The following is a 23,838-nucleotide window of genomic DNA, read 5'->3' as shown; positions in this document are numbered from 1 at the left end:
GGCTCAACTCGGCCATCTCAGTGCTCCTGTTCCAAGATTGCGCTTCAACAGCCGCAATCCTTCAAAACAGAAGCCTCAACCGCAAACCGACCCGCCAAATGCCGCGTCAGCGGCTTCGTTCAATCCCTCTTCGATTCTGTCAAAAGCTGAACCGCTCTAGAAGGAGAAGGTTGGATTGGCCTTCGCGCGAAGCGGAATGCGCTGGAAGCTTTAGCGCATAAGTGCGAGTTCGAAGTCTTCCGCCATCCTGCCACTTACCGCGCCACATCCACCTCGCGGATGAAATCGCGCAGCATTTCCATGTCCCAGGACAGCGGCCGGTCGTCGCTGTAGTGCGCGATGCGGTGGCGGACAGCGCGGTAGATGGCATCGGTGCCCGGCGCGCGCGCCGCCTTGCCGGCGAGAAAGTCATGCGCCTGCGCGGCCGCCATGAGTTCGATCGCCAATATGTATTCGGCGTTGTCGATGACGGCCAGAAGCTTGTTGGCCGCCACAGTCGGATGAGCCAGGAAATCCTCCTGCAGACCGGATGTGACGCCGCCATCGGTCGCCGCCGGCGCGGCGAGGCGCCGATTGACGTTGCTGAGCGAAGCCGCGGTGTACTGGGCGATCATGAAGCCCGAGTTGCAGCCGCCTTCGGCGGCGAGGAATGCCGGCAGATTGTTGACCAGCGGATTGACCAGGCGATCGATGCGACGTTCGCTCATGGCCGCCACCTGCGCGAGCGCAATCGTCAAGCCGTCGGCGGTCTGCCCGAGCATGGGCGCGACCGGATGCGCTTGCGAAAACACCTGCGGCTCATCGGGCGTGCCGGCCACGACGGGATTGTCGGTCACCGAAGCCAGTTCGCGGTCGACCAGTTGCGCGGATCGATCCAGCACCTCCCGCGCCGCGCCATGGACATGCGGCACCGCGCGAAGGCTGAGCGCATCCTGCGTGCGGCTGCCACGCGCCGCAGCGATCAGTCCGCTGCCGTCGAGCAGATGCCGCAGCGATGCACCGACCGCCTCGATGCCGGGCGACGGCCGCATGGCCAGCACGGTTTCGTCGAATGCCGCCATCTGCCCGCCGGCGGCTTCCAGCGTCAGCGCGGCCGCGGCATCGGCCCAAGACAGCAGGCGCTCGGCGCGAACCAGCGCGATGCTCGTCAGGCCGGTAGCGCATGCCGTGCCGTTGACGAGGCTCAAGCCTTCCTTGGCGCCCAGCACCAGCGGCTCCAGGCCGATCTCGGCCAGCGCCTCGCGGCCGCTCATTCGGCGGCCGGCGACCCTTGCCCTGCCTTCGCCGATCAGCACCAGCGCGATATGGGCATTGTGCGTGAGATATCCGGCCGATCCGCGGGACGGTACATCCGGGACGCAGCCCCGCTCGAGCAAGGTGAGCAGATTGCGGACGACCTGGGGCCGCACGCCCGAATGGCCATGCGCGAAATTTGCCACCTGCACGGCAATGACGGCTCGGATACTGCGCTCGGGCACCAGTTCGCCGACGCCGCAGGCGTGGCTGAAAATGATGTTGCGCGACAGCTTCTCCTGCAACGCCGGCGCCACCACCTGGCTTGCCAGCGCCCCGACCCCGGTGTTCACGCCATAGGCGCGAATGCCCTTTTCGACGACGCTTGCGACAATGCGGTTCGCATGCGCGATGCGATCCCAGGCGGCCGGCGCCAAGGCCAGATTTTCCCCGTCGCCCACGCGTGCGATGTCGCGCCAGCTTGCGGCATTGTCGATGATTATTGTCATTCGTGGATTCCACCCGGGCTGATAGCCGCCGAAAAACGTGCGCTGGGTTTCCGTGTCCCCGGCAGCGTCGTACCTACAGCTTCTCGAGCACGCCTTTTGTCGAAATTTCGCCGTGGCGGCGGAACAAAGGTGAAAATATTGGCGCAACTTGGCTCGTCCCGATCGGTGTCCGGTGACCGCAGCCCCTGACCTTGGCCGCGCGATGCGCCGCGCTCGCGCTCAAGAGAATCTCGCCGAACTCCCTGGGCTTGGCGTCGCCGACGCCATGTACCCAGTGAGCGCATCAAGTCGCGCGGCGGCCAAGGCGACGCCCTTGATCTCGATTGATGACACCAATGGTGACGCCAATTGACAGCCGCCGATTTTCATGACACATACAGTGTCACCAATTAGGAACACCAACGTGCCGGACGTCCGCAGCTACAACAGCCCTATGCGCGAAGAGAAAGCGCGTGAAACGCATGAGGCGATCCTTTGCGCCCTGTTTGAGCTCATGAGTTCGGCCAGCGCCGAGGACGAGATCAGCATGGAGGCGATCGCGCAGAAGGCCGGGGTGCAGCGTCGCACCGTGTTCCGCCACTTCGCCACAAAGGACGACCTGCTGGCTGCCTTCTGGCCCTGGCTGAACGCCCGGATAGGAGCGTCGACGACGCCGAGGATCCCCATGGACATCGTCGATGGCCCCCGGCAGGCCTTCCCGCGGTTCGACATGTATGACGCAGCGATCCGCTCGTCGCTCCACTCGCGGACCGGCCGCGAGATGCGCATGGGCACGGTGGCGGGCCGCCGCGCCAATTTCAGGCGCGCGCTGGCTCCCGCCATCTCCTCTCTTCAGCCCGCCGAAGCCGAGAAGGTCGAGGCGCTGGCTCATCTGCTCTTCTCGGCCTCCGCATGGGAGATCCTGAAGGACTATGGCGGTCTCACTGGCGCCCAGGCCGGCGAGACCGCATCCTGGGCACTCGAGGTGATCCTGTCCGCGGTCACCTTGGGTCATTCACCGGCGGAAGCTACAAACCAAAGAGACAAGCTATGAACTTCAACGTCACCACTCCCGAGGCCGCCCAGACGCTCTGGGTCGTCGCCGACCGCATCCGCCTGCTCGGCGGCATCGCCGATTCCGGCCTTGAACTCATCGAGGTCGAGGTTCCGCCAGGCTCCGGCACTCCGCCGCACAGCCACGCTTCGCCCGAACTGTTCTATGTGCTGGAAGGCGCGCTCACCGTCCGTCACTTTGGCGCGGGCGGCCCGCCCGAAGTGACCGTCGCGGGTCCCGGCACATCGGTGCGCATCGGCCCGAGGGCGCCGCACAATTACTCCAACGACAGCGGCCGCCCGGTGCGGATGCTGGTGCTCGTCGAGCCGTCGATGATCGCCTTCTTCCGCGACATCGGCACCGTCGAGCCGCAGGCGCAGCCCGACTTTGCCCGCATCGGCGCCGCCATGCAGCGCCACGGTATCGAGGCGCTGCCGATGGCGGCCTGAACGGCCGCCGACGACGGCGCTGAACGATACAGCGGGATGCCGCGCGGGGAGGGTTCCTTGCTGGCGGCGACACGCGCCTCACGTGCGGGGGCTGCCCGCCCTCCGCCGCGGCTCCAAAAGGGGCTAGGCGCCCGCCTGATGCGCCGTGATCGCGCTCACGAAAATCGCGCCGAATTCCCTGAGCTTGGCCTCGCCGACGCCGTTCACTTCGGCGAAGGCATCGAGATCGCGCGGGCGGCGCTCGGCCATGTCGATCAGCGTGCGGTCGGAGAAGACGACATAGGCCGGCACCTGGCGTTCCTTGGCCAGGCGCAGCCGCAGCGCCTTGAGTGTCGCGAGCAGCGCTGCGTCCAGGTCTTCCGTGCCGCCGGCGGCCTGCGCGGAGCGCGCCTTGGCGCGCAGCGAGCGGTGCCGCGTCTCGACGCGATATTCGAATGAGATCTCGCCGCGGCCGAGCGCGCGGCCGGTTTCGGAAATGGCGAGACCGCCATAGCCGTCCGGGTCCGGCATCAGGAACCCGCCCGCCACCAGCTGGCGGATCAGCGACAGCCAGGCGGGTCGCTTATGCGCCGCGCCGGTGCCGAAGCTGGCGAGCCTCTCATGACCTCTTGCCAGCACCTTCTCGGTTTCGTGGCCGAGCAGGACGTCGATGACATGGGCCGCGCCGAACCGCTCGCCGGTTTGCGCGATGGCGGAAAGGATGATGCGCGCCTCGGCGCTGCCGTCCGCGCGCGGCGCCTGGTTGAGGCAGTTGTCGCAATTGCCGCAGGGCGAAGCGCTTTCGCCGAAATAGCCGAGCAGCACCTGGCGGCGGCACTGCGCCGTCTCGCAATAGCCGATCAGCGTGTCCAGCCGGCCGTGCGAGCGCCTCTTGTGCTCCGGCGAGGCATCCTCGTCGTCGATGAACAGGCGGCGCGTGCGGATGTCGCCGAGACCATAGAGCATATGCGCCTCGGCAGACCTGCCGTCGCGGCCGGCGCGGCCGATCTCCTGGTAGTAGGCCTCGAGGCTCGCCGGCAGGTCGGTGTGGAAGACATAGGCGACGTCCGGCTTGTCGATGCCCATGCCGAAGGCGATCGTGGCCACCATGACCACACCCGACAGCGTCATGAAGGCGTTCTGATTGGCCTCGCGCGCCTCCTTGCTCATGCCGGCATGATAGGCGAGCGCGGTGACGCCGTTTTGCTCGAGGAAGGCCGCCATCTCCTCCGTCTTCCGGCGCGACAGGCAATAGACGATGCCGCTGCGCCCCGGATGGCGCTCGACGAAGCGCAGCAGCTGGCGCTTGCTGTCCTGCTTCGGCTCGATTGCAAGGCTGATGTTGGGCCTGTCGAAGCCCAGCACCAGCGTCTCGGCGCGATCGGCGAACAGCCGCGCCGAAATGTCGGTGCGCGTCGTCTCGTCCGCGGTCGCTGTCAGCGCGATGATCGGCACTTTCGGAAAGATGTCGCGCAGGCGCGCAAGGTCTTCATATTCGCGCCGGAAGGCAGGCCCCCATTGCGAGATGCAATGCGCCTCGTCGACGGCGATCAGGCGGATGTCGAGCCTGACGAGCGCGTCGAGCATGCGCTCGGTCATCAGCCGCTCCGGCGCCAGATAGAGCAGACGCGTCTGGCCCGACGCGACGCGGCGCCATGCCGCGACATTGGCGTCGCGGTCGAGCGAGGAATTGATCGTGTCGGCGGCGACGCCCGCAAGCCGCAGCGCCGCGACCTGATCCTGCATCAGCGCCACCAGCGGCGAGACGACGATGCTGAGCCCGCCGAGCACCAGCGCCGGAACCTGGTAGCAGAGCGACTTGCCGGCGCCGGTCGGCATGACGGCCAGCACATGGCGTCCGCAGAGCAGCGCCTCCATCACGTCGGCCTGGCCGGGACGAAAATCGTCGAAGCCGAACACGTCCCTCAGGACACGCCGCTTCGGATCGTGTCCCGCCGCCGCAATGCCCGCGATCCGCCCCGCCATCGAAGTTTGCATTGAGAGTGATTCCCGGATTCGGCTGAGGCCATGTTCTTAAGGCGCGGATTGCGCGAACGCCATGGCAACACGCGCTTGTCCGCCGTTTTGCCTGCCGGCGTCGCTGGCGCAACGCCATCGCATTGCCTTTCCGCGCAAAGGATGGCTACCTGTCCCCGCTGCAGTGGAGGAACCCCGGCTATGATCGACCTGGCCACATTGGCGACCTATGTCGCGATCGTGTTTGGCTTCGTCTTCATTCCAGGGCCTGCCACGCTGCTTACCGTGGCGCGGGCGACAAGCTCGGGAACCAAGGTCGGCATCGCCACCGGTGCCGGCGTCGCGGCCGGCGACATCTTCCACACCGTCATGGCGATCTTCGGCATCTCCGCCATCATTGCCACCTCGGCGATGCTGTTCGGCATCATCAAATATCTCGGCGCGGCCTATCTCGTCTACCTCGGAGTCCGCGCCATCCTTGAGAAGGCGCCGGCCGATCTCGCAGGCAGCGCCTTGCCAGTACCGGCGGGCAAGGCGTTCCGGCAGGCCATATTGACCGAGGTGCTGAACCCGAAGACGGCGCTGTTCTTCCTCGCCTTCCTGCCGCAGTTCGTGCGCCCGGAAAACGGATCGGTCGTGCTTCAGCTGACGATCCTTGGCGTGATCTTCGTGCTTCTCGGCCTTTTCAGCACGGTGGTCTTCGCCGTCTCGGCCGGAAGTCTCGGTTCCTTGCTGCGGCGCAACCCGGCCGTGCTGAAATGGCAGGGCAAGGTGGTCGGCGGCATCTATTGCGCGCTCGGCGTGCGGCTCGCGCTGCAGCAGCGCTGAGCGAGCGCCTTACGCCAGCAAAGCGGCGTTGCCTCCGGCCCGGCTCCACAGCGCCGCGATCAATTTCCGCAAGCCCGTGGTCCTTTGTTCCGCCGGGCAGAGTTCGGCCAGCGCTATGCCACTTTCGCCGGCGACGGCATAAAGCAGCCAGGTCCGCCCGTCTTCCTCGAAAATGGCCGGATCGCGCAGTGCATTCTCCCGGCCCTTTGCCGCGCCCCTCCGGCTGCGGCCAACGGGCAGGCCGGCGCCCTCGAAATCGGTGCCGGGCCTCAGCAGTTCGGTCCTGCCGCGTACTGTCCAGCGCAACCAATCGCCTGAAAGATCGATGCTGCCGCAAAGCACACGCTCGGGTGCGTCGCCCTTGCGTGTGTAATAGACGATCAGCGCACCACCGCTTTTCTGCACCGCGACATGCCTGGGCCGGATCCACCGTGAGCCGGGCAGCACGACCGGTCCCTCCTCGAAACCGGAAAGACCGTCGCTCGACCGGCGAAGCTCGATGTTGGCCGTGCCGAAGAGCCCATACCACCAGCCGCCATGCCGAAAGATCCGCGCGTAAAATGGTCCAAGCGGTTCGGGATTGGGCCTGAAACGCAGACCGTCGTCGGACGTGGCCGCGAAGGTCGTCTGCCCCTGGCCGTTCAAGACCGGGCCATGGAAATACATCACGATCCGCTGGTTCTGCGCATCGACATGCACGTCGGGAGACGCAATGTGCCCCTTGAGGAACGGACACTCAACGAGCGAAAGCGCGCCACCTGGATGGATCCGCCACGGACCCTCTATCGCATCGGAATAGGCAAGCCGGATGTAGGTGCCGTTGTGATGCGCAAAATAGAGATGGTAGGCCCCGAGCCGGCCCTTCGCCCAATCGGGCATCCTGACCAGCGAGGGGCCGTTTATGTTGGCGCCGTCATCGCCAAGCAGCATGTCGGGCGTGATCAATGGTCCATGTCGTCTGGCTGAAAGGCCAACCGCCGGCATCATCCGCGGACCCAGTCTGGCATATCGTAGCCGAACTCGTCGCAGAACTCCTTGAGGCGAGCGAGAAATGTCGGCGGCAGCGTATGCAGATAGGTTCGGAACTCTTCGTTCCGCTCCCATTTCTTCAAGGAAGTAGGACGGATCGGATTGCTTGGATCCTCGCTGAAGCGGATGCGCGGCTTGAGGCCGAATGCCCTGGCGATCCGTTCCTGCACGGCATCCGATTGGGCGATCATGTCTTCATAGCGGACGTAAGTGATCACACGGCCGGGCTGCGCCTTCCTCAGCCGCAGCAAAGCGCTGTATTCCGCGAGCCAGCGCTCCGGCGTGACGTGGAACCGGCGCTCTCCCCTGCTCTCCGGATGCGAGCTTGTGAGCACGTCGAATGGGTGGCGAACGCAATAGATCAGGCCGACGGCGCTCGGCAGTTTCGCCAGGTGCACATGGCCTCGCTCGGTGCGCTTGACGACAAGGTTGGCTTCAGGGCGGTCCAGCATATCCAACTGGGTATCTTTCGCTTCGGCCCGATGGACGAAAGTGTCCTCGAAACATCCCATCAGGCGCTGCGTAAGCGTCGTTCCGCTGCGCGCGCAGCCGGCGATGAATATCTTGTTGTAGTGCGCCGTGTCCGATTTTACCCAAACCCGCCACAGTCGCTTCACATCCAGCGCCAGTCGCCGGATCTCTCTGATCGGTCGTCTGGTGGCCTGGCGCAACAGCGCTTCTGACTTTCGTACAACGTCCATACCTGACTTTCTTTCCCGCCGGCCATGTTCGTCTGCTGCCGTCGCCGGCATCCGAGGTCGAACGATCGTCTCCGGGCCGCTGTCTCTTTGGCCGATATGCCGGCAAAGTTCCAGTCGTCTTCGTTAAACCTATCTTCACCATGTTGCGGCACCGTTGTGTCCTGCGGCCATGTTCAGAGTACCGCGGCGGCGCCACGGGCGCCCAGGCAACAAACCCGCGCCTCACGGCGCGGGTTTTCCTTTCGAAGACAGCTTCTCAGACGAGGAAGTCGGCGCGATGGGGAGCAAAGCTGTCGACCAGCCGCCCTGCTTCCAGCGCCTTGACTCCGTGCACGAGGTTGGACGGCACGATGAAGCTGCCTCCCGCTTCCAGGATCTCCGATCGGCCGTCGACGGTGACTTCGAAGCGGCCCTCGGCGATGTAGCTTGCCTGGACATGCGGATGCGAGTGCAGCGCGCCAACGCCGCCCTTGTCGAAGGCGAACTCGACCATCATCAGTTCATCCGTATGCACCAGCACGCGCCGCCTGTTGCCGTCCGGCGTCGGCGTCCAGGTTCTTTCGTCGGCATGAGCGAAAATGTCGGTCATTGCAGGCTTCCGTTCAGAAATCGAAATGGTCACCGCGCCAGCCAGCCGCCGTCCACCGGTATCACCGCGCCATGCATGTAGTCCGACGCTGGCGCGAGCAGGAACACGGCCGCGTCGCCGATGTCGTCGGGTCGGCCCCAGCGCCCAGCCGGAATACGCCCTAGGATGGCGGCGCTGCGGTCGGGATCGGCGCGCAGGGCCTCGGTGTTGTTGCTCTCGATATAGCCAGGCGCGATGCCGTTGACATTGATGTCTTTCGGCGCCCATTCGCAGGCGAGCAGCCGGGTGAGGCCGAGCACGCCATGCTTCGAGGCGGTGTAGGAGGCGACGCGGATGCCGCCCTGGAAGCTCAGCACCGAGGCGATGTTGACGATCTTGCCGCGCCGCCCCGGTTCGGCCAGCACCCGCCTGGCAAAACTCTGGCAGAGCCGAAAGACCGTCTTCAGGTTGATGTCGATAACCTCGTCCCAGTCGGCCTCGGTCAGCTCGACCGCGTCGGCGCGGCGGATGATGCCGGCATTGTTGACCAGGCCGTCAACGGGCCCGCTCTCGTCCCAGACTCGGTCGAGCATGGCCGCTGCCTTGGCCGGATCGCCGAGATCGGCGGCCACCGCCTCGAAGCGACCACCTGCGGCTGCGACCTTCTGCGCCGTGTCATCCATGGCCGAGCGGCCGACGCCGATCACAGTGCCGCCGGCGCGCGCGATCGACACGGCGATGCCCTGGCCGATGCCGGTGTTGGCGCCGGTGACCAGGATTCGCTTGCCGGCGAGGCTGAAGGGGGAAAGATCGCTCACCTGAGTTGATCCATCGTCACCTGGTCGACATCGGTATAGTCGACATTGTCGCCGGCCATGGCCCAGATGAAGGCGTAGTTCGACGTGCCGGCGCCCGAATGGATCGACCAGCCCGGCGACAGCACCGCCTCCTCGTTGCGCATGACGATGTGGCGCGTCTCATCCGGCTCGCCCATGAAATGGAAGACGCGCGCGCCCTCGGCCAGGTCAAAATAGAGATAGGCCTCCATGCGCCGATCGTGCACATGGCAGGGCATGGTGTTCCACACCGATCCCGGTGCCAGTTGCGTCATGCCGACGACGAGCTGGCAGGTTTTTGCGCCATCGGCATGGATGAACTGGAAGATCGAGCGCTCGTTGCTGGTCGCCTGGCTGCCGAGGTCGAGCCGCCTGGCGTCGCCGATGCGCATCAACTGGCTGGGATAGGTCTGATGCGCCGGCGCGCTTACCAGATAGAACTTTGCCGGCTGATCCCGATCGACCGAAGCGAACGACACCTCCTCTGTGCCCATGCCGAGATAGACCATGTCGCGCGCCGCCATCTCATAGGGCAGGCCATCCGCTTTCACGGTTCCCGCGCCGCCGATGTTGACGACGATAAGCTCGCGACGGTCGAGGAACGCCTTTGTGCCGGTCGGCTTGATTGCTTCCAGGGGCAGGACGGTATCGACCGGCATGGCCCCGCCGACGACCATGCGGTCGTAGTGCGTATAGGTCAGGTTGACGCGGTCGGGCTGGAACAGCCCTTCGACGTGGAAATTGTGGCGCAGCTCGTCGGTTCCCATTGCCGCGGCCGCGGTCGGGTCGATGGCGAAGCGCGAGGAGAATTCGGCGTGTTTCTGATCCATCTCTACTCCTGCTCGACTGTCATCCGGCCGATGCGGCCGCCACCGACTTCGCGTAATAGGCCTGCCGTGCCTGCAGGCGCTCGCGATAGCGCTGCTGGCTGGCGGTGAGATGCGCCCGCATCGCCTCGCGCGCGGCGTTCGCATCGCCCGCCGAGATGGCGTTGAGGATCACCAGATGCTCGCGCTGCAGGCCGCGCTGGTAGTCGTCGGACTGTACGAGCTCCGTCGACCAGGGCGAGGTGACGTCGCAGGGAATGGCGCGGCGGCCGAGCACGTCGAGCATCTCGACATAGAACGGGTTGTTGGTGGCGCTGGCGATCGCGCGGTGGAAGGCGAGGTCGGCCGGACCGGTCGGCTGGCTGTCGAGCAGGAGCCGCTCGAACTCGAAAAAGGCCTCCTGGATCGCCGCTTCCTGCGCCGCGTTGCGGCGGATTGCGGCAAGCCCTGCCGATTCGATCTCGATCGCCAGCCGCACCTCGAGCACGTTGAGCGCGATGGAGTCCTTGGCTCCCATGTCGGCGGCTAAAACGCCGAGCGTGGTGGAGATGTGCTCGGTGACGAACACGCCGGCGCCTTGCCTGGGCTCGACAAGGCCGTCGGCGGCCAGCTTGGCCAGCGCCTCGCGGATGACGGTGCGGCTGACGCCGAAGGTTTCCGTCAGCTGGCCCTCGGTCGGCAGCTTGTGGCCGGGCGGAACCTCGCCCGCGAGCAGCTGTTTGCGGATCGCTGCGACCACCGTTTCCGACAGCTTCGGTTTCCGTTCGACCCTGAGGTCCGTTGTGGTATCGGCCACGTCGCACTCCCCTATTGAACGCGCCCTATTTGAAGACGCTCGGCAGCCACAGCGAGATGGCGGGAATATACGTCACCAGCCCCAGAACCACGATACCCGCGCCGTAGAACGGCCAGATCGAGCGCATCGCTTCCCAGACCGTGATCTTGCCGACGGCGCAGGCAACGAACTGCACCGTGCCGACCGGCGGCGTGTTGAGCCCGATGCCGAGGTTGAGGATGGTGATGACACCGAAATGCACCGGATCGACGCCGTAATGCTGCACCAGCGGCAGGAAGATCGGCGTGCAGATGATGATCATCGGCCCCATGTCCATGAAGGTGCCGAGAAGCAGCATCAAGACGTTGAGCAGCAGAAGCACGACCAGCGGATCGGTGGAGATGGCGTTCATGCCGGCGATCAGCAGCACCGGCACCTTGAGATAGGCCATCAGCCAGCTGAACGACGCCGCCATGCCGATGATCAGAAGCACCATGGAGGTCGTGCGCACCGCCCCCAGCGTGGCATGGACGAAATCGTTCCAGCGCATCGATCGGTAGACGAAGACAGTCACCAGCAAGGCATAGAGGATGGCGATGCAGGAGCTCTCGGTCGCCGTGAAGATGCCGGAGCGCACACCGCCGAAGATGATGCCTACCAGGAGCAGGCCGGGAATGGCGATCAGCGCCAGTTGCCCGACGCGCGCGAAGCCCGGAAAAGTCTCGACCGGATAGCCGCGCTTGCGGGCGACGAGATAGGCCGTCACCATCAGCGAAGCGGCGAACAGCAATCCCGGCAGGATGCCGGCGGTGAACAGGTCGGCGATCGAGATCTTGCCGCCGCCGGCGATGGAATAGATGATCATGTTCTGCGACGGTGGCAAAAGCAGCGCGATCAGCGCCGCCATCGAGGTGACGTTGACGGCATAGTCGGCGCCGTAGCCGCGCGCCTTCATCTGCGGGATCATCAGGCCGCCGACGGCCGCCGCTTCGGCGACCGCCGAGCCGGAGATGCCGCCGAACAGCGTGCCGGCGATGATGTTGACCTGGCCGAGTCCGCCCCTGACATGGCCGACCAGCGAGCCGGCAAAGGAAACGATGCGCTGCGCGATGCCGCCACGCACCATGAGGTCGCCGGCATAGATGAAGAACGGGATCGCCATCAGCGAGAACACGCTCATGCCCGACTTCAGCTGCTGGAACACGACCAGCGGCGGCAGGCCGAGATAGAGCGCCGTGGCGAAGGACGCCGCACCCAGGCAGAAGGCGATCGGCGTGCCGGCCAGCATCAACAGAGTGAAGACGCCGAACAGGATCCACAGCTCCATCTAGGCCTCCTGCACCGCCGGCATCTCGGGCACGTCCTCGAGATTGAGATCCTTGTCGACGTCGACACCCGACCAGCGCAGCGCGATGCGTTCGGCCGAGAACAGGCAGATCAGCACCCCGCCGGTGACCAGCGGCAGATAGTCGAAGCCGCCCGGCAACTCGAGCGCCGGGATGATGGTGTGCCAGGTGAGCCCGACCAGCTTGCAGCCGTACCAGACCATGCCGACGCCGAAGGCGAGCGCGATCAGGTCGGAGAGCGTGCGCAAGAACCCCTTGCTGCCCTTCGGCAGGATATAGACCAGCACATCGAAGCCCATATGGTAGTTCTCGCGCACCCCGACCGCGGCGCCGAGGAAGATGAACCAGTTCATCAGCATGATGGCGCTGGTCTCGGTCCAGCTCGGCGAGTTGTTGAGAACGAAGCGGAAGAACACCTGATACGCGACCAGAGCGGTCATCAAGACAAGGCCGAAGCCGGCGAGATAGAGCGCGCCGTCGCAAACCCGCGACAGGATGATGCTGAAGCGCGGCGCCGCTTCGCCTGCCTTTGTCGTTGTCGCCATCCGATCCTCCCGATCTTCAGCCTGTAAGAACGTGACGGGGCGGGCAGATAGCCCGCCCCGCGGGCAGCTTTCATTTGGTCGCCTGGATGCGCGCGGCGAGGTCCTTCAGCTCCGGCGTCGAAAGATATTTGTCGTAGACCGGCTTCATCGCGTCGATCAGCGGCTGCTTGTCTATCTCGCTGACCTTGACGCCGGCCTTCTCGACGATGTCGCGCGATTTCTTCTCTTGCGCGTCCCACAGCTCGCGCATCTTGACGACGCTGTCCTTGGCGGCCTGGCGCACGATCGCCTGGTCTTCCGGCGAAAGCTTGTCCCAGCTTGCCTTCGCCATCACCAGCACTTCCGGCACGATCTGGTGCTGGTCGATCGTGTAATGTTTTGCCACCTCGTAGTGCTTGGCGGATTCGAAGCTCGGCCAGTTGTTCTCGGCGCCGTCGATGACGCCGGTTTCCAGTGCCGAATAGACCTCGCCATAGGCCATCGGCGTGGCATTGGCGCCGAGCGCGTTGACCATGTCGACGAACACGTCCGACTGGATGACGCGGAACTTCATGCCCTTGAGGTCGGCGATCGAGGTGATGTCCTTCTTGGTGTTGTAGAAGGAGCGCGCGCCGGAATCGTAGAAGGCGAGGCCGACGAGATCATGCGCCTCGAAGGCCTTCAGGATCTCGTCGCCGACTGGTCCGTCCATGACATGGCGCATCTGCTCGACGGAGCGGAACATATAGGGCAGCGACGGCACCTGCGTCTCCGGCACGATGCCGTTGAACGGTCCCATCGAGACGCGGTTCAAATCGATGACGCCGGTCTGCGTCTGCTCGATCGTGTCCTTCTCCTCGCCGAGCTGCGCCGAGTGATAGACCTCGATCGAATAGCGGCCGTTGGTCCGCTGCTTGATCAGCTCGCCCATATATTTGACCGCCTCGACGGTCGGATAGCCGTCCGGATGGGTGTCTGCCGAGCGCAGCACGGTCTCGGCGTTGGCGATGCCGACGAGCAGCGAGCCGAGGGCCAACGCGGCTGCCGTCAATTTCGAAAAATGCAACATGATTTCCTCCCTTTTGAAACCCAGGCGACCGGCTCAGAGCCGGTACGCCTTCTTGGCAAGCGTGTAGGCAAGCTCGCGTGCCAGCTCATGCGCCTCCTCCTCGCGCAACCGGTGCTCGGCCACGAGCCGCGCCAGGAAGGCGCAGTCGACGCGGCGGGCGATATCGTGGCGCGCCGGGATCGACGGAAAGGCGCGCGTGTCGTCGTTGAAACCGACGGTGTTGTAGAAGCCGGCCGTCTCGGTGGTCATCTCGCGGAAGCGGCGCATGCCTTCCGGACTGTCGTGGAACCACCAGGCCGGCCCAAGTTTCAGCGCCGGATAGACGCCGGCGAGCGGCGCCAGCTCGCGCGCATAGCTCGTCTCATCGAGCGTGAAGAGGATGACGGTGAGGTCGCGCTCCAGCCCGACGCAGTCGAGCAGCGGCTTCAGCGCCGTCACATAGTCGGTCCTGGTCGGGATGTCGAAACCCTTGTCGCGGCCGAATTTGCGGAAAATAGCCGGCGAATGATTGCGCGACGATCCAGGATGGATCTGCAGCACCAGGCCGTCGTCGCGGCTCATCTTGGCCATTTCGGTCAGCATCTGGGCGCGGAACAGTCTTCGCTCCCGCTCGTCTTCCGAACCATGGCGGATGCGGTTGAAAAGCTTCTCGGTCGCTCCATCGGAAAGGTTGGCGGTCTCGGCCGTCGGATGGCCATGGTCTGACGAGGTTGCGCCGAACGCCTTGAAAAATGCGCGGCGTTGCCGGTGCGCTTCGAGATAGCCGGTCCAGGTGCCGGTGTCGCAGCCGGTGATCTCGCCGAGCCGGTCGAGATTGGCCGGGAAACCCTCGAAGTCGGGATCGACCACGGCGTCCGGCCGGTAGGCGGTGACCACGCGCCCCTTCCAGCCACTGTCGCGGATCATGCGGTGCCATTTGAGATCGTCGAGCGCCCCTTCGGTGGTCGCGATCACCTCGATGTTGAAGCGCTCGAACAAGGCCCGCGGCCGATAGTCGTCTTGGCTGAGCAGCGCCGCGATGGTGTCGTAATGCCGGTCGGCGGTTCTTGTGTCGAGCGGCTCGCCGATGCCGAACAGGTGCTCGAACACGTGGTCGAGCCAGAGCCGGGTCGGCGTGCCGCGGAACAGGTAATAGTGCTCGGCGAAGCGTCGCCAGATCGTTCTGCCGTCGGTCTCGACCGGGGCGCCGTCGGGCGTCGGCACACCGAGTTCCTCCAGCCGCACGCCCTGGCTGAACAGCATGCGGAAAATGTAATGGTCCGGCACGATCAGCAATTGCGCCGGATTGGGAAACGGCTCGTTGAGCGCATACCAGCGCGGGTCGGTATGGCCGTGCGGACTGACGATCGGCAGGTCCTTCACCCCGGCATACAGGGCGCGGGCCAGCGTTCGCGTTTCCGGCGCGAACAGCAGGTCCGGATCGGTCAGTGCAGCCACTTTCTCCTCCCAGGCTGGCACATTGGTAGATCGGTCGGAGATAATGTCAACATACAAAAATCATTAAGTTGTATGATGACTTTTGCATAGACCGCTGCCATTGTACGAGGCAGCAACGGATGCTACGCCGCAGCCGTCCCATTCCTGCCCGGGCTCGACGCGCCGATCGGAGACCTCAAACGCCAATGAACAGCCGTCTTTCGAACGCCACGATCGCGAAACTGCCGGAGGAAATTGCGATACCGCGCTACGATCGCGGCGCTGTGACGCCCGGCATCGTCCATCTCGGCGTCGGCGCTTTCCACCGCGCTCACCAGGCGGCCTATGTCGACGCCTGCCTGGCGGATGGCGAGGCGAACTGGGGCATCGTCGGCGTCTCGCTGCGCAATCCCGACACGCGCGATGCGCTGGCGCCGCAGGACGGGCTCTACACGCTGGCGATGAGGGACAGCGCCGGCGAGCAGCTTGAGGTCGTCGGCTCGATCCTGTCATTGCTGGTCGCGCCGGAAGACCCCGGCGCGGTGCTCGCCGCGCTCACCGATCCGCGCATCCGCATCGTCACGCTGACCATCACCGAAAAAGCCTATCTGAGGGCTGCCGACGGCACACTGGACAAAGCCCATCCCGATATTGTGCACGATCTGGCGAATCCCGGATCGCCAAAGACGGCGCATGGCTTTCTCGCCGAGGCGCTCGCGCGCCGCCGCGCTGCCGGCACGACCCCCTTCACCGTGCTCTGTTGCGACAATCTTCCGGCCAACGGCGCGACGCTGCACCGGCTGCTGGTCGAATTCGCGAAGCTGCGCGATTTTCGGCTCGACCGCCAGGTCGATGCCGGGCTCGACCGCCAGGTCGATGCCGACCTTGCGCATCACATAGCCGACGAGGTGGCCTTCCCGTCGAGTATGGTCGACCGCATCGTGCCGGCGACCACCGATGCCGACCGCGCGCGCGTCGCCGGCGAACTCGGCCTCGAGGATGCCTGGCCGGTCATGACCGAGCCGTTCCGCCAATGGGTGATCGAGGATCGTTTCCCGGCCGGACGGCCAGCCTGGGAGAAATTCGGCGTCACCATGGTCGAGGATGTCGGCCCCTTCGAGGATATGAAGCTGAGACTGCTCAACGGCGCCCATTCGGGCATCGCCTATCTCGGCCTGCTCAGCGGCCACCCTACCGTCGACCGCGCATTCGCCGATCCGGCGATCCGGCAATTCGTCGACGCGTTGTGGGCCGAGGCCATCCCGACCCTGCCGGAGGGCGCAGGACTCGATACCGCCGCCTATACGGCAGAACTCGCCGAGCGGTTTTCGAACACGGCGCTCGCCCACCGCACGGCGCAGATCGCCAATGACGGCAGCCAGAAGCTGCCGCAGCGCATCATCGCGTCGGCCCTTGAGTGCCTGGAAGCCGGCACCGAGCTGGTCCATCTGACGCTAGTGGTGGCCGCCTGGATCGCCGCCTGCGCGGCACGGGGAAAGACCTTGCCGGAGGGCCATTTCACCGACCCGCTCGACGCGGCGTTGACCACGCTCTTGGACCAGCAACTGCCGGCGAACGAAACAGTGACGGCGGTGTTTGAGCTGGCCGGCCTCGCCAAGGACCACGCCGAACGCCAGACGTTGATCGAGCTCGTAGCCGTGCATCTCGTCCACCTGCGGCGCGAAGGGCCGTTGCTGGCATTCGCCGCGCTCGGCATAGACGGCCGATAACACTCGCGCGCATAGCAGTTCATCGTTTCACGGAAACGCCGACCTGCTCTAACTATTTTGTTTTTACGCAATTCCGGACGGAAAGCCGCCACACACTTTTCCTGGAATTGCTCTATTCGCCTGCGGACCCGTTCACGAGCTGGCGCGAGGAATAGTCGAGCCCGTTCGAGTTCCAGAACAGACGCACGTGCGGACTGTCCCCCAAACAAGAAAACGGGGCAAACAAAAAAGCGGGGCAAGCCCCGCTCTTTCAACCCATTGTCAGAACCGCTGTCAGGCGGGCAGCAGCGCGCCTTCCAGCGTGGTCAGCTGGCTGAGGAACTGCTCGGCCCTGGCGCGGCTCTCGTCGTCCTTGGCGTCGGCGGCGTCTTCCCTGGCCTCCTGGATGCGGCGGGCAATATCGGCGCGGTCGATGTCGTTCACATGCGTCGCCGATTCGGCCAACAGCGTGCAGCCGGACGGCAGGATGTCGGCGAAGCCGCCGAACACCACATAGCGCTCTTCCTTGCCGGCCGCGGTCTTCACCGTGACGACGCCGGGCTTGATCATGGTCATGACCGGCGCGTGCTGCGCCAGCACCGTCATCTCGCCTTCGGCGCCCGGGATGACGACGGAATCGACCTGCTCGGAAACGAGCAGCCGCTCCGGCGAGACAAGTTCGAACTTGAAAGCTTCAGCCATGCCAATCTAGCGAGTAGGGAATAGCGAGTAGCGAGTAGTGAAAAACTCGGCTGGCCCACTGATCCCTATTCGCTACTCCCTATTCGCTATTCTTCTTTACGCCGCTTCAGCCGCCAGGCGCTGCGCCTTCTCGACCGCCTCGTCGATGCCGCCGACCATGTAGAAGGCAGCTTCCGGCAGGTGATCGTAGTCGCCGGCGCAGAGGCCCTTGAAGCCCTTGATGGTGTCGGCGAGATCGACCAGCTTGCCCGGCGAGCCCGTGAACACTTCGGCGACGAAGAACGGCTGCGACAGGAAGCGCTCGATCTTGCGGGCGCGCGCAACGGTCTGCTTGTCCTCTTCCGAGAGCTCGTCCATGCCCAGGATCGCGATGATGTCCTGGAGCGACTTGTAGCGCTGCAGGATCGACTGCACCTGGCGCGCCACCTGGTAGTGCTCCTCGCCGACGACCATCGGGTCGAGCATGCGCGAGGTGGAATCCAGCGGATCGACGGCCGGGTAGATGCCCTTTTCCGAGATCGCGCGGTTGAGCACGGTGGTGGCGTCGAGGTGGGCGAACGAAGTCGCCGGCGCCGGGTCGGTCAGGTCGTCGGCCGGCACGTAGATGGCCTGCACCGAGGTGATCGAGCCCTTGGTCGTGGTGGTGATGCGCTCCTGCAGCGCGCCCATGTCGGTGGCCAGCGTCGGCTGATAGCCCACCGCGGAAGGAATACGGCCGAGCAGCGCCGACACTTCCGAGCCCGCCTGCGTGAAGCGGAAGATGTTGTCGACAAAGAACAGCACGTCCTGGCCCTGGTCGCGGAAATATTCGGCGACGGTGAGGCCGGTCAGGCCGACGCGGGCGCGCGCGCCCGGCGGCTCGTTCATCTGGCCGTAGACGAGCGCTGCCTTCGAACCCTGGCCGCCGCCCTTCTTGTTGACGCCCGATTCGATGAACTCATGATAGAGGTCGTTGCCTTCGCGGGTGCGCTCGCCGACGCCGGCGAACACCGAGAAGCCGCCGTGGGCCTTGGCGACGTTGTTGATCAGCTCCTGGATCAGCACGGTCTTGCCAACGCCGGCGCCGCCGAACAGGCCGATCTTGCCGCCGCGGGCGTAAGGCGCGAGCAGGTCGAGAACCTTGATGCCGGTGACCAGGATCTGCGCTTCCGTCGACTGATCGACATAGGCCGGAGCCGGCTGGTGGATGGCGCGCAGCTCGACGCCGTCGACCGGGCCGGCTTCGTCGACCGGCTCGCCGATGACATTGATGATGCGGCCGAGCATGCCCGGGCCGACCGGAACCGAGATCGGCGCGCCGGTGTCGAACACGTCCTGGCCGCGCACCAGACCTTCGGTCGAGTCCATGGCGATGCAGCGCACGGTGTTCTCGCCGAGATGCTGGGCGACCTCGAGCACCAGGCGGTTGCCGACATTGTCGGTTTCGAGCGCGTTCAGAATGGCCGGCAGATGGTCTTCGAACTGCACGTCGACGACGGCGCCGATGACCTGGCGGACCTTGCCGGCGGCGCCGACCCGCTTCGCCGCAACGCTTGCCGCCTTGGCGGGCGCCGCTGCCTTGGCCGGAGCGGCCACCTTCTTGGCCGGAGCGGCCTTCGCGGCTGCTGCCGGAGCCTTTGCCGCCTTGGGGGCCGGTGCCGCCTTGGCGGCGGTCTTCGGGGTAGCTGCTTTCGCCATCGTCTTTGCCCTTTTCGTCTATCCGTTGGTCACGCCGTCCGCCGCGAGGTCAGCGCCCCGCGCGGCGCGTGCTTAGAGCGCCTCGGCGCCCGAAATGATTTCGATCAGTTCCTTGGTGATCTGCGCCTGCCGCTGGCGGTTGTAGGTGATCGACAGCCTGTTGATCATGTCGCCGGCATTGCGCGTCGCATTGTCCATCGCGCTCATCTTCGCGCCCATCTCGCCGGCCGCGTTTTCCAGCAGCGCCCGGAAGATCTGCACCGCGATGTTGCGCGGAATGAGGTCGGAGAGGATCTCGCCCGGCTCCGGCTCGTATTCGTAGACCGCGCCACCGGCGTTGCCAGCCTCGGCGGCGGCGGAAGCCTGGGCCGCCGGGATGATCTGCTGCGCCGTCGGGATCTGGCTGATCACCGACTTGAACTGCGAGTAGAACAGCGTGCAGATATCGAAACCGCCCTGGCTGAAGAGCTGGATGACCTTGCGCGCGATCGCATCGGCGTTGGCGAAGCCGAGCGTCTTGACCTCGCGCAGGTCGACACGCTCGAGGATCAGCGAGCTGTAGTCGCGGCGCAGGATGTCGAAACCCTTCTTGCCGACGCAGATGATCTTGACCTGCTTGCCGTCGGCCAGAAGCCGGCGGATGTGGTCGCGGGCAAGACGCGCGATCTGCGAGTTGAAGCCGCCGCACAGGCCGCGCTCGGCGGTGCAGACGATGAGCAGATGCACATCGTCCCTGCCGGTGCCGGTCATCAGCGCCGGGGCATCGCCGCCCCCGCCGATCGCCTGGGTGATGTTGGCCAGCACCGCGCCCATCCGCTCGGAATAGGGCCTGGCCGCTTCCGCCGCTTCCTGCGCGCGACGCAGCTTCGCCGCGGCGACCATCTGCATCGCCTTGGTGATCTTCTGCGTCGCCTTGACCGAGGCGATACGGTTACGAAGGTCTTTTAACGAAGCCATGCTTCAAACCCGATCCCGTTCGGCTTCGTTCAAGCAAAGGTCTTGGCGAAGGCGTCGATTTCCGCCTTCAGTTTGGCGCGCAGGTCGTCCGACAGCGCCTTTTCCTCGCGGATGCCGTCGAGCACATCCTTGCCGGCCGAGCGCATGTGGCTGAGCAGGCCATGCTCGAACTTGCCGACCTGGTTGAGCGCCAGCTTGTCGAGATAGCCGTTGACGCCGGCGAAGATCACCGCGACTTGCTCCTCGACCTTGAGCGGCGAGAACTGCGGCTGCTTGAGCAACTCCGTCAGGCGTGAGCCGCGGTTCAAGAGGCGCTGCGTGGCGGCGTCCAGATCGGAGCCGAACTGCGCGAAGGCCGCCATTTCACGGTACTGCGCGAGCTCGCCCTTGATCGAGCCTGCGACCTGCTTCATCGCCTTGATCTGCGCCGAGGAGCCGACGCGCGACACCGACAGGCCGACGTTCACCGCCGGGCGGATACCCTGGAAGAACAGGTTGGTTTCGAGGAAGATCTGACCGTCGGTGATCGAGATCACGTTGGTCGGGATGTAGGCCGACACGTCGTTGGCCTGCGTTTCGATGATCGGCAGCGCGGTCAGCGAGCCGTTGCCGTTGTCGTCATTGAGCTTGGCGGCGCGTTCGAGCAGACGCGAGTGCAGATAGAACACGTCGCCCGGATAGGCTTCGCGGCCCGGCGGGCGGCGCAGCAGCAGCGACATCTGGCGATAGGCGACGGCCTGCTTCGACAGGTCGTCGTAGCTGATGAGGGCATGCATGCCGTTGTCGCGGAAATACTCGCCCATCGTGCAGCCGGCGAACGGCGCCAGGAACTGCATCGGCGCAGGATCGGACGCGGTGGCGGCGATGATGATGGAGTAGTCGAGCGCGCCGCGCTCCTCCAGCACCTTCACGAACTGCGCGACGGTCGAGCGCTTCTGGCCGACGGCGACGTAGACGCAGTAGAGCTTCTCCTTCTCCGGGCCGTTGTCGTGCACCGACTTCTGGTTCAGCATCGTGTCGAGGATGATGGCGGTCTTGCCGGTCTGGCGGTCGCCGATGACCAGCTCGCGCTGGCCGCGGCCGACCGGGATCAGCGCGTCGATGGCCTTGAGGCCGGTCGACATCGGCTCATGCACCGACTTGCGCGGAATGATGCCGGGCGCCTTGACGTCGACGCGGCGACGCTCGGTGGCCTTGATCGGGCCCTTGCCGTCGATCGGATTGCCGAGCGCGTCGACGACGCGGCCGAGCAGGCCGGGGCCGACCGGAACGTCGACGATGGCGCCGGTCCGCTTGACGGTGTCGCCTTCCTTGATGTCGCGGTCGTTACCGAAGATGACGACGCCGACATTGTCGGCTTCGAGGTTCAGCGCCATGCCGCGGATGCCGCCCGGAAACTCGACCATCTCGCCGGCCTGGACGTTGTCGAGGCCGTAGACGCGGGCGATGCCGTCACCGACGGACAGAACCTGGCCGACTTCGGAGACCTCGGCCTCCTTGCCGAAATTCTTGATCTGGTCTTTCAGAATTGCGGAAATTTCCGCGGCGCGGATGTCCATCAGCCGACCTCTTTCAGTGCAAGCTTGAGCGAATTGAGTTTGGTTTTGAGCGACGTATCGATCTGGCGCGAGCCCATCTTGACGATCAGGCCGCCGAGCAGCGACGGATCGACAGTCATGGCGATGGCCACGTCCTTGCCCGCGATGCTCTTCAGCGTCGCCTTGAGCTCCGTCTGTTGCGCGGCCGTCAGCGCATGCGCCGAGGTGACTTCGGCGGACGCCTCGCCGCGATGGTCGGCAGCGATCTGGCGGAACGCCTTGATCATGCCGGGCACGGCGAACAGGCGGCGGTTCTTGGCGACGACACGCAGGAAGTTGCCGACGAGGCCGGTGATCTTGGCCTTGGCGATGATCGCGCCGATCGCCTTGGCCTGATCGTCACCGGAAAACACCGGGCTGCTGATCAGCCGGGCGAGATCGGCGCTGCCGTTGAGCATCGCTTCGAAATCATTGAGGTCGGCCTCGACCTTGGCGAGGGAATTTTCCTGCAGCGCGAGCTCGAACAGCGAGCCTGCATAGCGTTCTGCGACAGCTGAGATTGGCGATGACGATTGGGCCACGGACCGTCTTTTCTCTTGTCTGACAGGCCGCAGATTGTTGGCGCGAGCAAAAACTCTGGCTAAATCTTTGACCTTATTACAAATTTCCAAGCACGGAGGCGCGGCTTCCGCTATCCCCGGCCGAAAGTCGATTGCCGTCTAGCACAGGCCTTTTAAGACCGCAATGCATCGTCCGGCATGGTTTTCAGGCACTTTTGTCGCATCAGGCGGCGAAGGCCAACTCTAAGCGCCGGATTAATGCATGTCGCCCAAAAGTGTGCAGCGGTTTTGGGAAAACGACATGCATCAAAACAAGACCCTAAAGCGCGTCGCTTGAATCCGTTTCAGCGCGACGCGCTTTGATCATCACGGCACGAAGCCGAAGGCGAAGGCCAGCGGCAGCGCCGCCAGCGCCAATTCGACCACGATGGAAGCCCAGTTGAAAGGCGTGTTGGCGCCGTCCGACATCATCGACAAAAGCCGGCCGAAAGCGGTGAACAGCCAGGAGAAGCCGAGCGCCATGTAGAGCAGTGGCTGCGCGAGCAGGATGCAGCTTAGGCTGACGCCGAGATAGAAGCCCGACATGCGGCCGCGCCCCTCGGCGATCGCCGCCGCCTTCTCCGGCTTGACCTGCAGGCGCAGGATGCGGAAGGCGAGATTCGGCGCCAGGAACAGGACGAGGCCGATGAGCAGGGTTATGACGGCGCTCGACCATGCCAGCCACTCGCCCTGGCTCGCGGGCCACGGAAACGCAAAGTCCATCTGATCCCCTCGTAAATTCTTGTTTGAAATTGCCGGCATTCTAGCGGAGGAAAAGCCGCGCGCCAGATGGCGGCGGCACATTAGAAAAGGCGCATCAAGATAGCGCCGGATCAGGAGAGCGCGAAGTCGACGGCGGCCTCGGCATGGATGCGCGTGGTATCGAACACCGGAATGTCGAAATCGCCCTGGCCGATCAGCATGGTGATCTCGGTGCAGCCCATGATGAGGCCGTCGATCTTTTCGTCGCGCCGCATGCGCGCGACCTCCTCGACATAGGCTGCTTTCGACGGTTCGCTGATGATGCCCTGGCAGAGCTCGTCATAGATCACCCGGTGCACCATGTCGCGGCCGGCCTGGTCGGGCACCACCGGCTGCAAACCGTATTTGTCGGCGAGCCGCCCCTTGTAGAAATCCTGCTCCATGGTGAAGCGCGTCGCGAGCAGCGCCGGGCGCTTCGCGCCGGCATGGACGACAGCGCGCGCCGTGGCATCGGCAATGTGGATGAGCGGGATCGATACCGCCGCCTGCACCTCGTCGGCGAGCTTGTGCATGGTGTTGGTGCAGATGACCAGCCCCTGCGCGCCGGCCGCCTCCAATCCGCGTGCCGCCTCGACGAGAAGAGCCCCCGCGCCTTCCCAATCGCCCGCATGCTGGCGTTCGGCGATCTCGGCGAAATCGAACGACCACAACAAGAGCTTTGCCGAATGCAGCCCGCCAAGGCGCTCGCGCACGATCTCGTTGAGCAGGCGGTAGTAGATCGCCGTCGATTCCCAGCTCATGCCGCCGATAAGGCCAAGGGTCTTCATATATGGATGCTCCAGCCTTGACGAGGTC

Annotated in this window: 23 protein-coding genes; 4 read left to right on the top strand and 19 right to left on the bottom strand. The window is 64.9% G+C overall.

The window, feature by feature from the left end; all coding sequences use genetic code 11:
* Nucleotides 1-254 precede the first annotated feature (254 nt).
* Entirely contained in the window at nt 255-1,742 is a 1,488-nt protein-coding gene (gene hutH / locus EN853_RS29370; RefSeq protein ID WP_127862502.1) for a histidine ammonia-lyase, read from the bottom strand.
* 403 nt (nt 1,743-2,145) lie between these two features.
* On the opposite strand from hutH, the gene EN853_RS29365 reads away from it, so the two are divergent.
* Both EN853_RS29365 and EN853_RS29360 read left to right on the top strand, forming a co-directional pair.
* Nucleotides 2,146-2,775: a TetR/AcrR family transcriptional regulator gene (locus EN853_RS29365; RefSeq protein ID WP_127862503.1), complete on the top strand. Its 630-nt coding sequence runs from the start codon at nt 2,146-2,148 to the stop codon at nt 2,773-2,775.
* Nucleotides 2,772-3,224, top strand: a complete 453-nt coding sequence (locus tag EN853_RS29360; RefSeq protein ID WP_127862504.1) for a cupin domain-containing protein — start codon at nt 2,772-2,774, stop codon at nt 3,222-3,224. The genes EN853_RS29365 and EN853_RS29360 overlap by 4 nt, the downstream gene beginning before the upstream one ends.
* A 123-nt stretch (nt 3,225-3,347) precedes the next feature.
* On the opposite strand, the gene recQ is transcribed toward EN853_RS29360, so the two are convergent.
* Nucleotides 3,348-5,201, bottom strand: coding sequence for a DNA helicase RecQ (recQ, locus tag EN853_RS29355; protein WP_245517226.1), 1,854 nt, complete (start codon nt 5,199-5,201; stop codon nt 3,348-3,350).
* Between the two features lie 180 nt (nt 5,202-5,381).
* Here recQ and EN853_RS29350 point away from each other — a divergent pair, with 180 nt between their 5' ends.
* The gene (locus tag EN853_RS29350) at nt 5,382-6,008 is read left to right on the top strand and encodes a LysE family translocator (protein WP_127862505.1); all 627 of its coding nucleotides are present in this window, start codon (nt 5,382-5,384) and stop codon (nt 6,006-6,008) included.
* A gap of 9 nt (nt 6,009-6,017) precedes the next feature.
* Here EN853_RS29350 and EN853_RS29345 read toward each other — a convergent pair whose 3' ends face one another.
* The 10 genes from EN853_RS29345 to uxaC all read right to left on the bottom strand — a co-directional run bounded on the left by EN853_RS29345 (nt 6,018) and on the right by uxaC (nt 15,120).
* On the bottom strand, nt 6,018-6,953 hold the full coding sequence (locus tag EN853_RS29345; RefSeq protein WP_127862506.1) for a hypothetical protein: 936 nt from the start codon (nt 6,951-6,953) through the stop codon (nt 6,018-6,020).
* 38 nt (nt 6,954-6,991) lie between these two features.
* Entirely contained in the window at nt 6,992-7,708 is a 717-nt protein-coding gene (locus EN853_RS29340) for a sulfotransferase (RefSeq protein ID WP_245517225.1), read from the bottom strand.
* Between the two features lie 286 nt (nt 7,709-7,994).
* On the bottom strand, nt 7,995-8,327 hold the full coding sequence (locus tag EN853_RS29335; protein ID WP_127862507.1) for a cupin domain-containing protein: 333 nt from the start codon (nt 8,325-8,327) through the stop codon (nt 7,995-7,997).
* A 29-nt stretch (nt 8,328-8,356) separates the two neighbouring features.
* Entirely contained in the window at nt 8,357-9,124 is a 768-nt protein-coding gene (gene kduD, locus EN853_RS29330; protein ID WP_127862508.1) for a 2-dehydro-3-deoxy-D-gluconate 5-dehydrogenase KduD, read from the bottom strand.
* Nucleotides 9,121-9,972, bottom strand: coding sequence for a 5-dehydro-4-deoxy-D-glucuronate isomerase (gene kduI, locus EN853_RS29325; protein ID WP_127862509.1), 852 nt, complete (start codon nt 9,970-9,972; stop codon nt 9,121-9,123). Before kduI ends, kduD begins: the two co-directional genes overlap by 4 nt.
* A gap of 19 nt (nt 9,973-9,991) precedes the next feature.
* Complete coding sequence (locus EN853_RS29320; protein WP_127862510.1) at nt 9,992-10,765, bottom strand: FadR/GntR family transcriptional regulator; 774 nt, start codon at nt 10,763-10,765, stop codon at nt 9,992-9,994.
* A 25-nt stretch (nt 10,766-10,790) separates the two neighbouring features.
* Nucleotides 10,791-12,071: a TRAP transporter large permease gene (locus EN853_RS29315; RefSeq protein ID WP_127862511.1), complete on the bottom strand. Its 1,281-nt coding sequence runs from the start codon at nt 12,069-12,071 to the stop codon at nt 10,791-10,793.
* On the bottom strand, nt 12,072-12,635 hold the full coding sequence (locus EN853_RS29310; RefSeq protein WP_127862512.1) for a TRAP transporter small permease: 564 nt from the start codon (nt 12,633-12,635) through the stop codon (nt 12,072-12,074).
* Nucleotides 12,636-12,705: 70 nt separating this feature from the next.
* On the bottom strand, nt 12,706-13,683 hold the full coding sequence (locus tag EN853_RS29305) for a TRAP transporter substrate-binding protein (RefSeq protein ID WP_127862513.1): 978 nt from the start codon (nt 13,681-13,683) through the stop codon (nt 12,706-12,708).
* Nucleotides 13,684-13,716: 33 nt separating this feature from the next.
* A complete protein-coding gene (gene uxaC / locus EN853_RS29300; protein ID WP_127862514.1) occupies nt 13,717-15,120 on the bottom strand; it encodes a glucuronate isomerase in 1,404 nt (467 codons plus the stop codon).
* 185 nt (nt 15,121-15,305) lie between these two features.
* Here uxaC and EN853_RS29295 point away from each other — a divergent pair, with 185 nt between their 5' ends.
* A complete protein-coding gene (locus EN853_RS29295) occupies nt 15,306-16,829 on the top strand; it encodes a mannitol dehydrogenase family protein (RefSeq protein ID WP_127862515.1) in 1,524 nt (507 codons plus the stop codon).
* Between the two features lie 273 nt (nt 16,830-17,102).
* On the opposite strand, the gene EN853_RS29290 is transcribed toward EN853_RS29295, so the two are convergent.
* The 7 genes from EN853_RS29290 to EN853_RS29260 all read right to left on the bottom strand — a co-directional run bounded on the left by EN853_RS29290 (nt 17,103) and on the right by EN853_RS29260 (nt 23,810).
* Nucleotides 17,103-17,510 carry a F0F1 ATP synthase subunit epsilon gene (locus EN853_RS29290; RefSeq protein ID WP_127862516.1) on the bottom strand — a complete coding sequence of 136 codons (408 nt, stop codon included), beginning with the start codon at nt 17,508-17,510 and terminating at the stop codon, nt 17,103-17,105.
* Between the two features lie 96 nt (nt 17,511-17,606).
* A complete protein-coding gene (atpD, locus tag EN853_RS29285; protein ID WP_167524646.1) occupies nt 17,607-19,187 on the bottom strand; it encodes a F0F1 ATP synthase subunit beta in 1,581 nt (526 codons plus the stop codon).
* Nucleotides 19,188-19,259: 72 nt separating this feature from the next.
* On the bottom strand, nt 19,260-20,144 hold the full coding sequence (locus tag EN853_RS29280) for a F0F1 ATP synthase subunit gamma (protein WP_127862517.1): 885 nt from the start codon (nt 20,142-20,144) through the stop codon (nt 19,260-19,262).
* 29 nt (nt 20,145-20,173) lie between these two features.
* Nucleotides 20,174-21,703, bottom strand: coding sequence for a F0F1 ATP synthase subunit alpha (gene atpA / locus EN853_RS29275; RefSeq protein ID WP_127862518.1), 1,530 nt, complete (start codon nt 21,701-21,703; stop codon nt 20,174-20,176).
* Nucleotides 21,703-22,263, bottom strand: coding sequence for a F0F1 ATP synthase subunit delta (locus EN853_RS29270; protein ID WP_127862519.1), 561 nt, complete (start codon nt 22,261-22,263; stop codon nt 21,703-21,705). Before EN853_RS29270 ends, atpA begins: the two co-directional genes overlap by 1 nt.
* Before the next feature lie 345 nt (nt 22,264-22,608).
* A complete protein-coding gene (locus tag EN853_RS29265; RefSeq protein ID WP_127862520.1) occupies nt 22,609-23,004 on the bottom strand; it encodes a DUF4345 family protein in 396 nt (131 codons plus the stop codon).
* A 110-nt stretch (nt 23,005-23,114) separates the two neighbouring features.
* Nucleotides 23,115-23,810 (bottom strand): aspartate/glutamate racemase family protein, encoded by a 696-nt coding sequence (locus EN853_RS29260; protein ID WP_127862521.1) that lies wholly within the window; start codon nt 23,808-23,810, stop codon nt 23,115-23,117.
* Nucleotides 23,811-23,838: the final 28 nt, after the last annotated feature.

The organism is Mesorhizobium sp. M1C.F.Ca.ET.210.01.1.1 (genome assembly GCF_004791585.1).
GTDB lineage: Bacteria > Pseudomonadota > Alphaproteobacteria > Rhizobiales > Rhizobiaceae > Mesorhizobium.
This window is presented reverse-complemented; position numbering and strand designations above follow the sequence as displayed.

Coding starts and splice junctions, on each gene's coding strand:
- hutH (WP_127862502.1), bottom strand. CDS start 1,742: ATGACAATAATCATCGACAATGCCGCAAGCTGGCGCGACATCGCACGC.
- EN853_RS29360 (WP_127862504.1), top strand. CDS start 2,772: ATGAACTTCAACGTCACCACTCCCGAGGCCGCCCAGACGCTCTGGGTC.
- recQ (WP_245517226.1), bottom strand. CDS start 5,201: ATGCAAACTTCGATGGCGGGGCGGATCGCGGGCATTGCGGCGGCGGGA.
- EN853_RS29350 (WP_127862505.1), top strand. CDS start 5,382: ATGATCGACCTGGCCACATTGGCGACCTATGTCGCGATCGTGTTTGGC.
- EN853_RS29335 (WP_127862507.1), bottom strand. CDS start 8,327: ATGACCGACATTTTCGCTCATGCCGACGAAAGAACCTGGACGCCGACG.
- kduI (WP_127862509.1), bottom strand. CDS start 9,972: ATGGATCAGAAACACGCCGAATTCTCCTCGCGCTTCGCCATCGACCCG.
- EN853_RS29315 (WP_127862511.1), bottom strand. CDS start 12,071: ATGGAGCTGTGGATCCTGTTCGGCGTCTTCACTCTGTTGATGCTGGCC.
- EN853_RS29310 (WP_127862512.1), bottom strand. CDS start 12,635: ATGGCGACAACGACAAAGGCAGGCGAAGCGGCGCCGCGCTTCAGCATC.
- EN853_RS29305 (WP_127862513.1), bottom strand. CDS start 13,683: ATGTTGCATTTTTCGAAATTGACGGCAGCCGCGTTGGCCCTCGGCTCG.
- EN853_RS29295 (WP_127862515.1), top strand. CDS start 15,306: ATGAACAGCCGTCTTTCGAACGCCACGATCGCGAAACTGCCGGAGGAA.
- EN853_RS29290 (WP_127862516.1), bottom strand. CDS start 17,510: ATGGCTGAAGCTTTCAAGTTCGAACTTGTCTCGCCGGAGCGGCTGCTC.
- atpD (WP_167524646.1), bottom strand. CDS start 19,187: ATGGCGAAAGCAGCTACCCCGAAGACCGCCGCCAAGGCGGCACCGGCC.
- EN853_RS29280 (WP_127862517.1), bottom strand. CDS start 20,144: ATGGCTTCGTTAAAAGACCTTCGTAACCGTATCGCCTCGGTCAAGGCG.
- atpA (WP_127862518.1), bottom strand. CDS start 21,703: ATGGACATCCGCGCCGCGGAAATTTCCGCAATTCTGAAAGACCAGATC.
- EN853_RS29265 (WP_127862520.1), bottom strand. CDS start 23,004: ATGGACTTTGCGTTTCCGTGGCCCGCGAGCCAGGGCGAGTGGCTGGCA.
- EN853_RS29260 (WP_127862521.1), bottom strand. CDS start 23,810: ATGAAGACCCTTGGCCTTATCGGCGGCATGAGCTGGGAATCGACGGCG.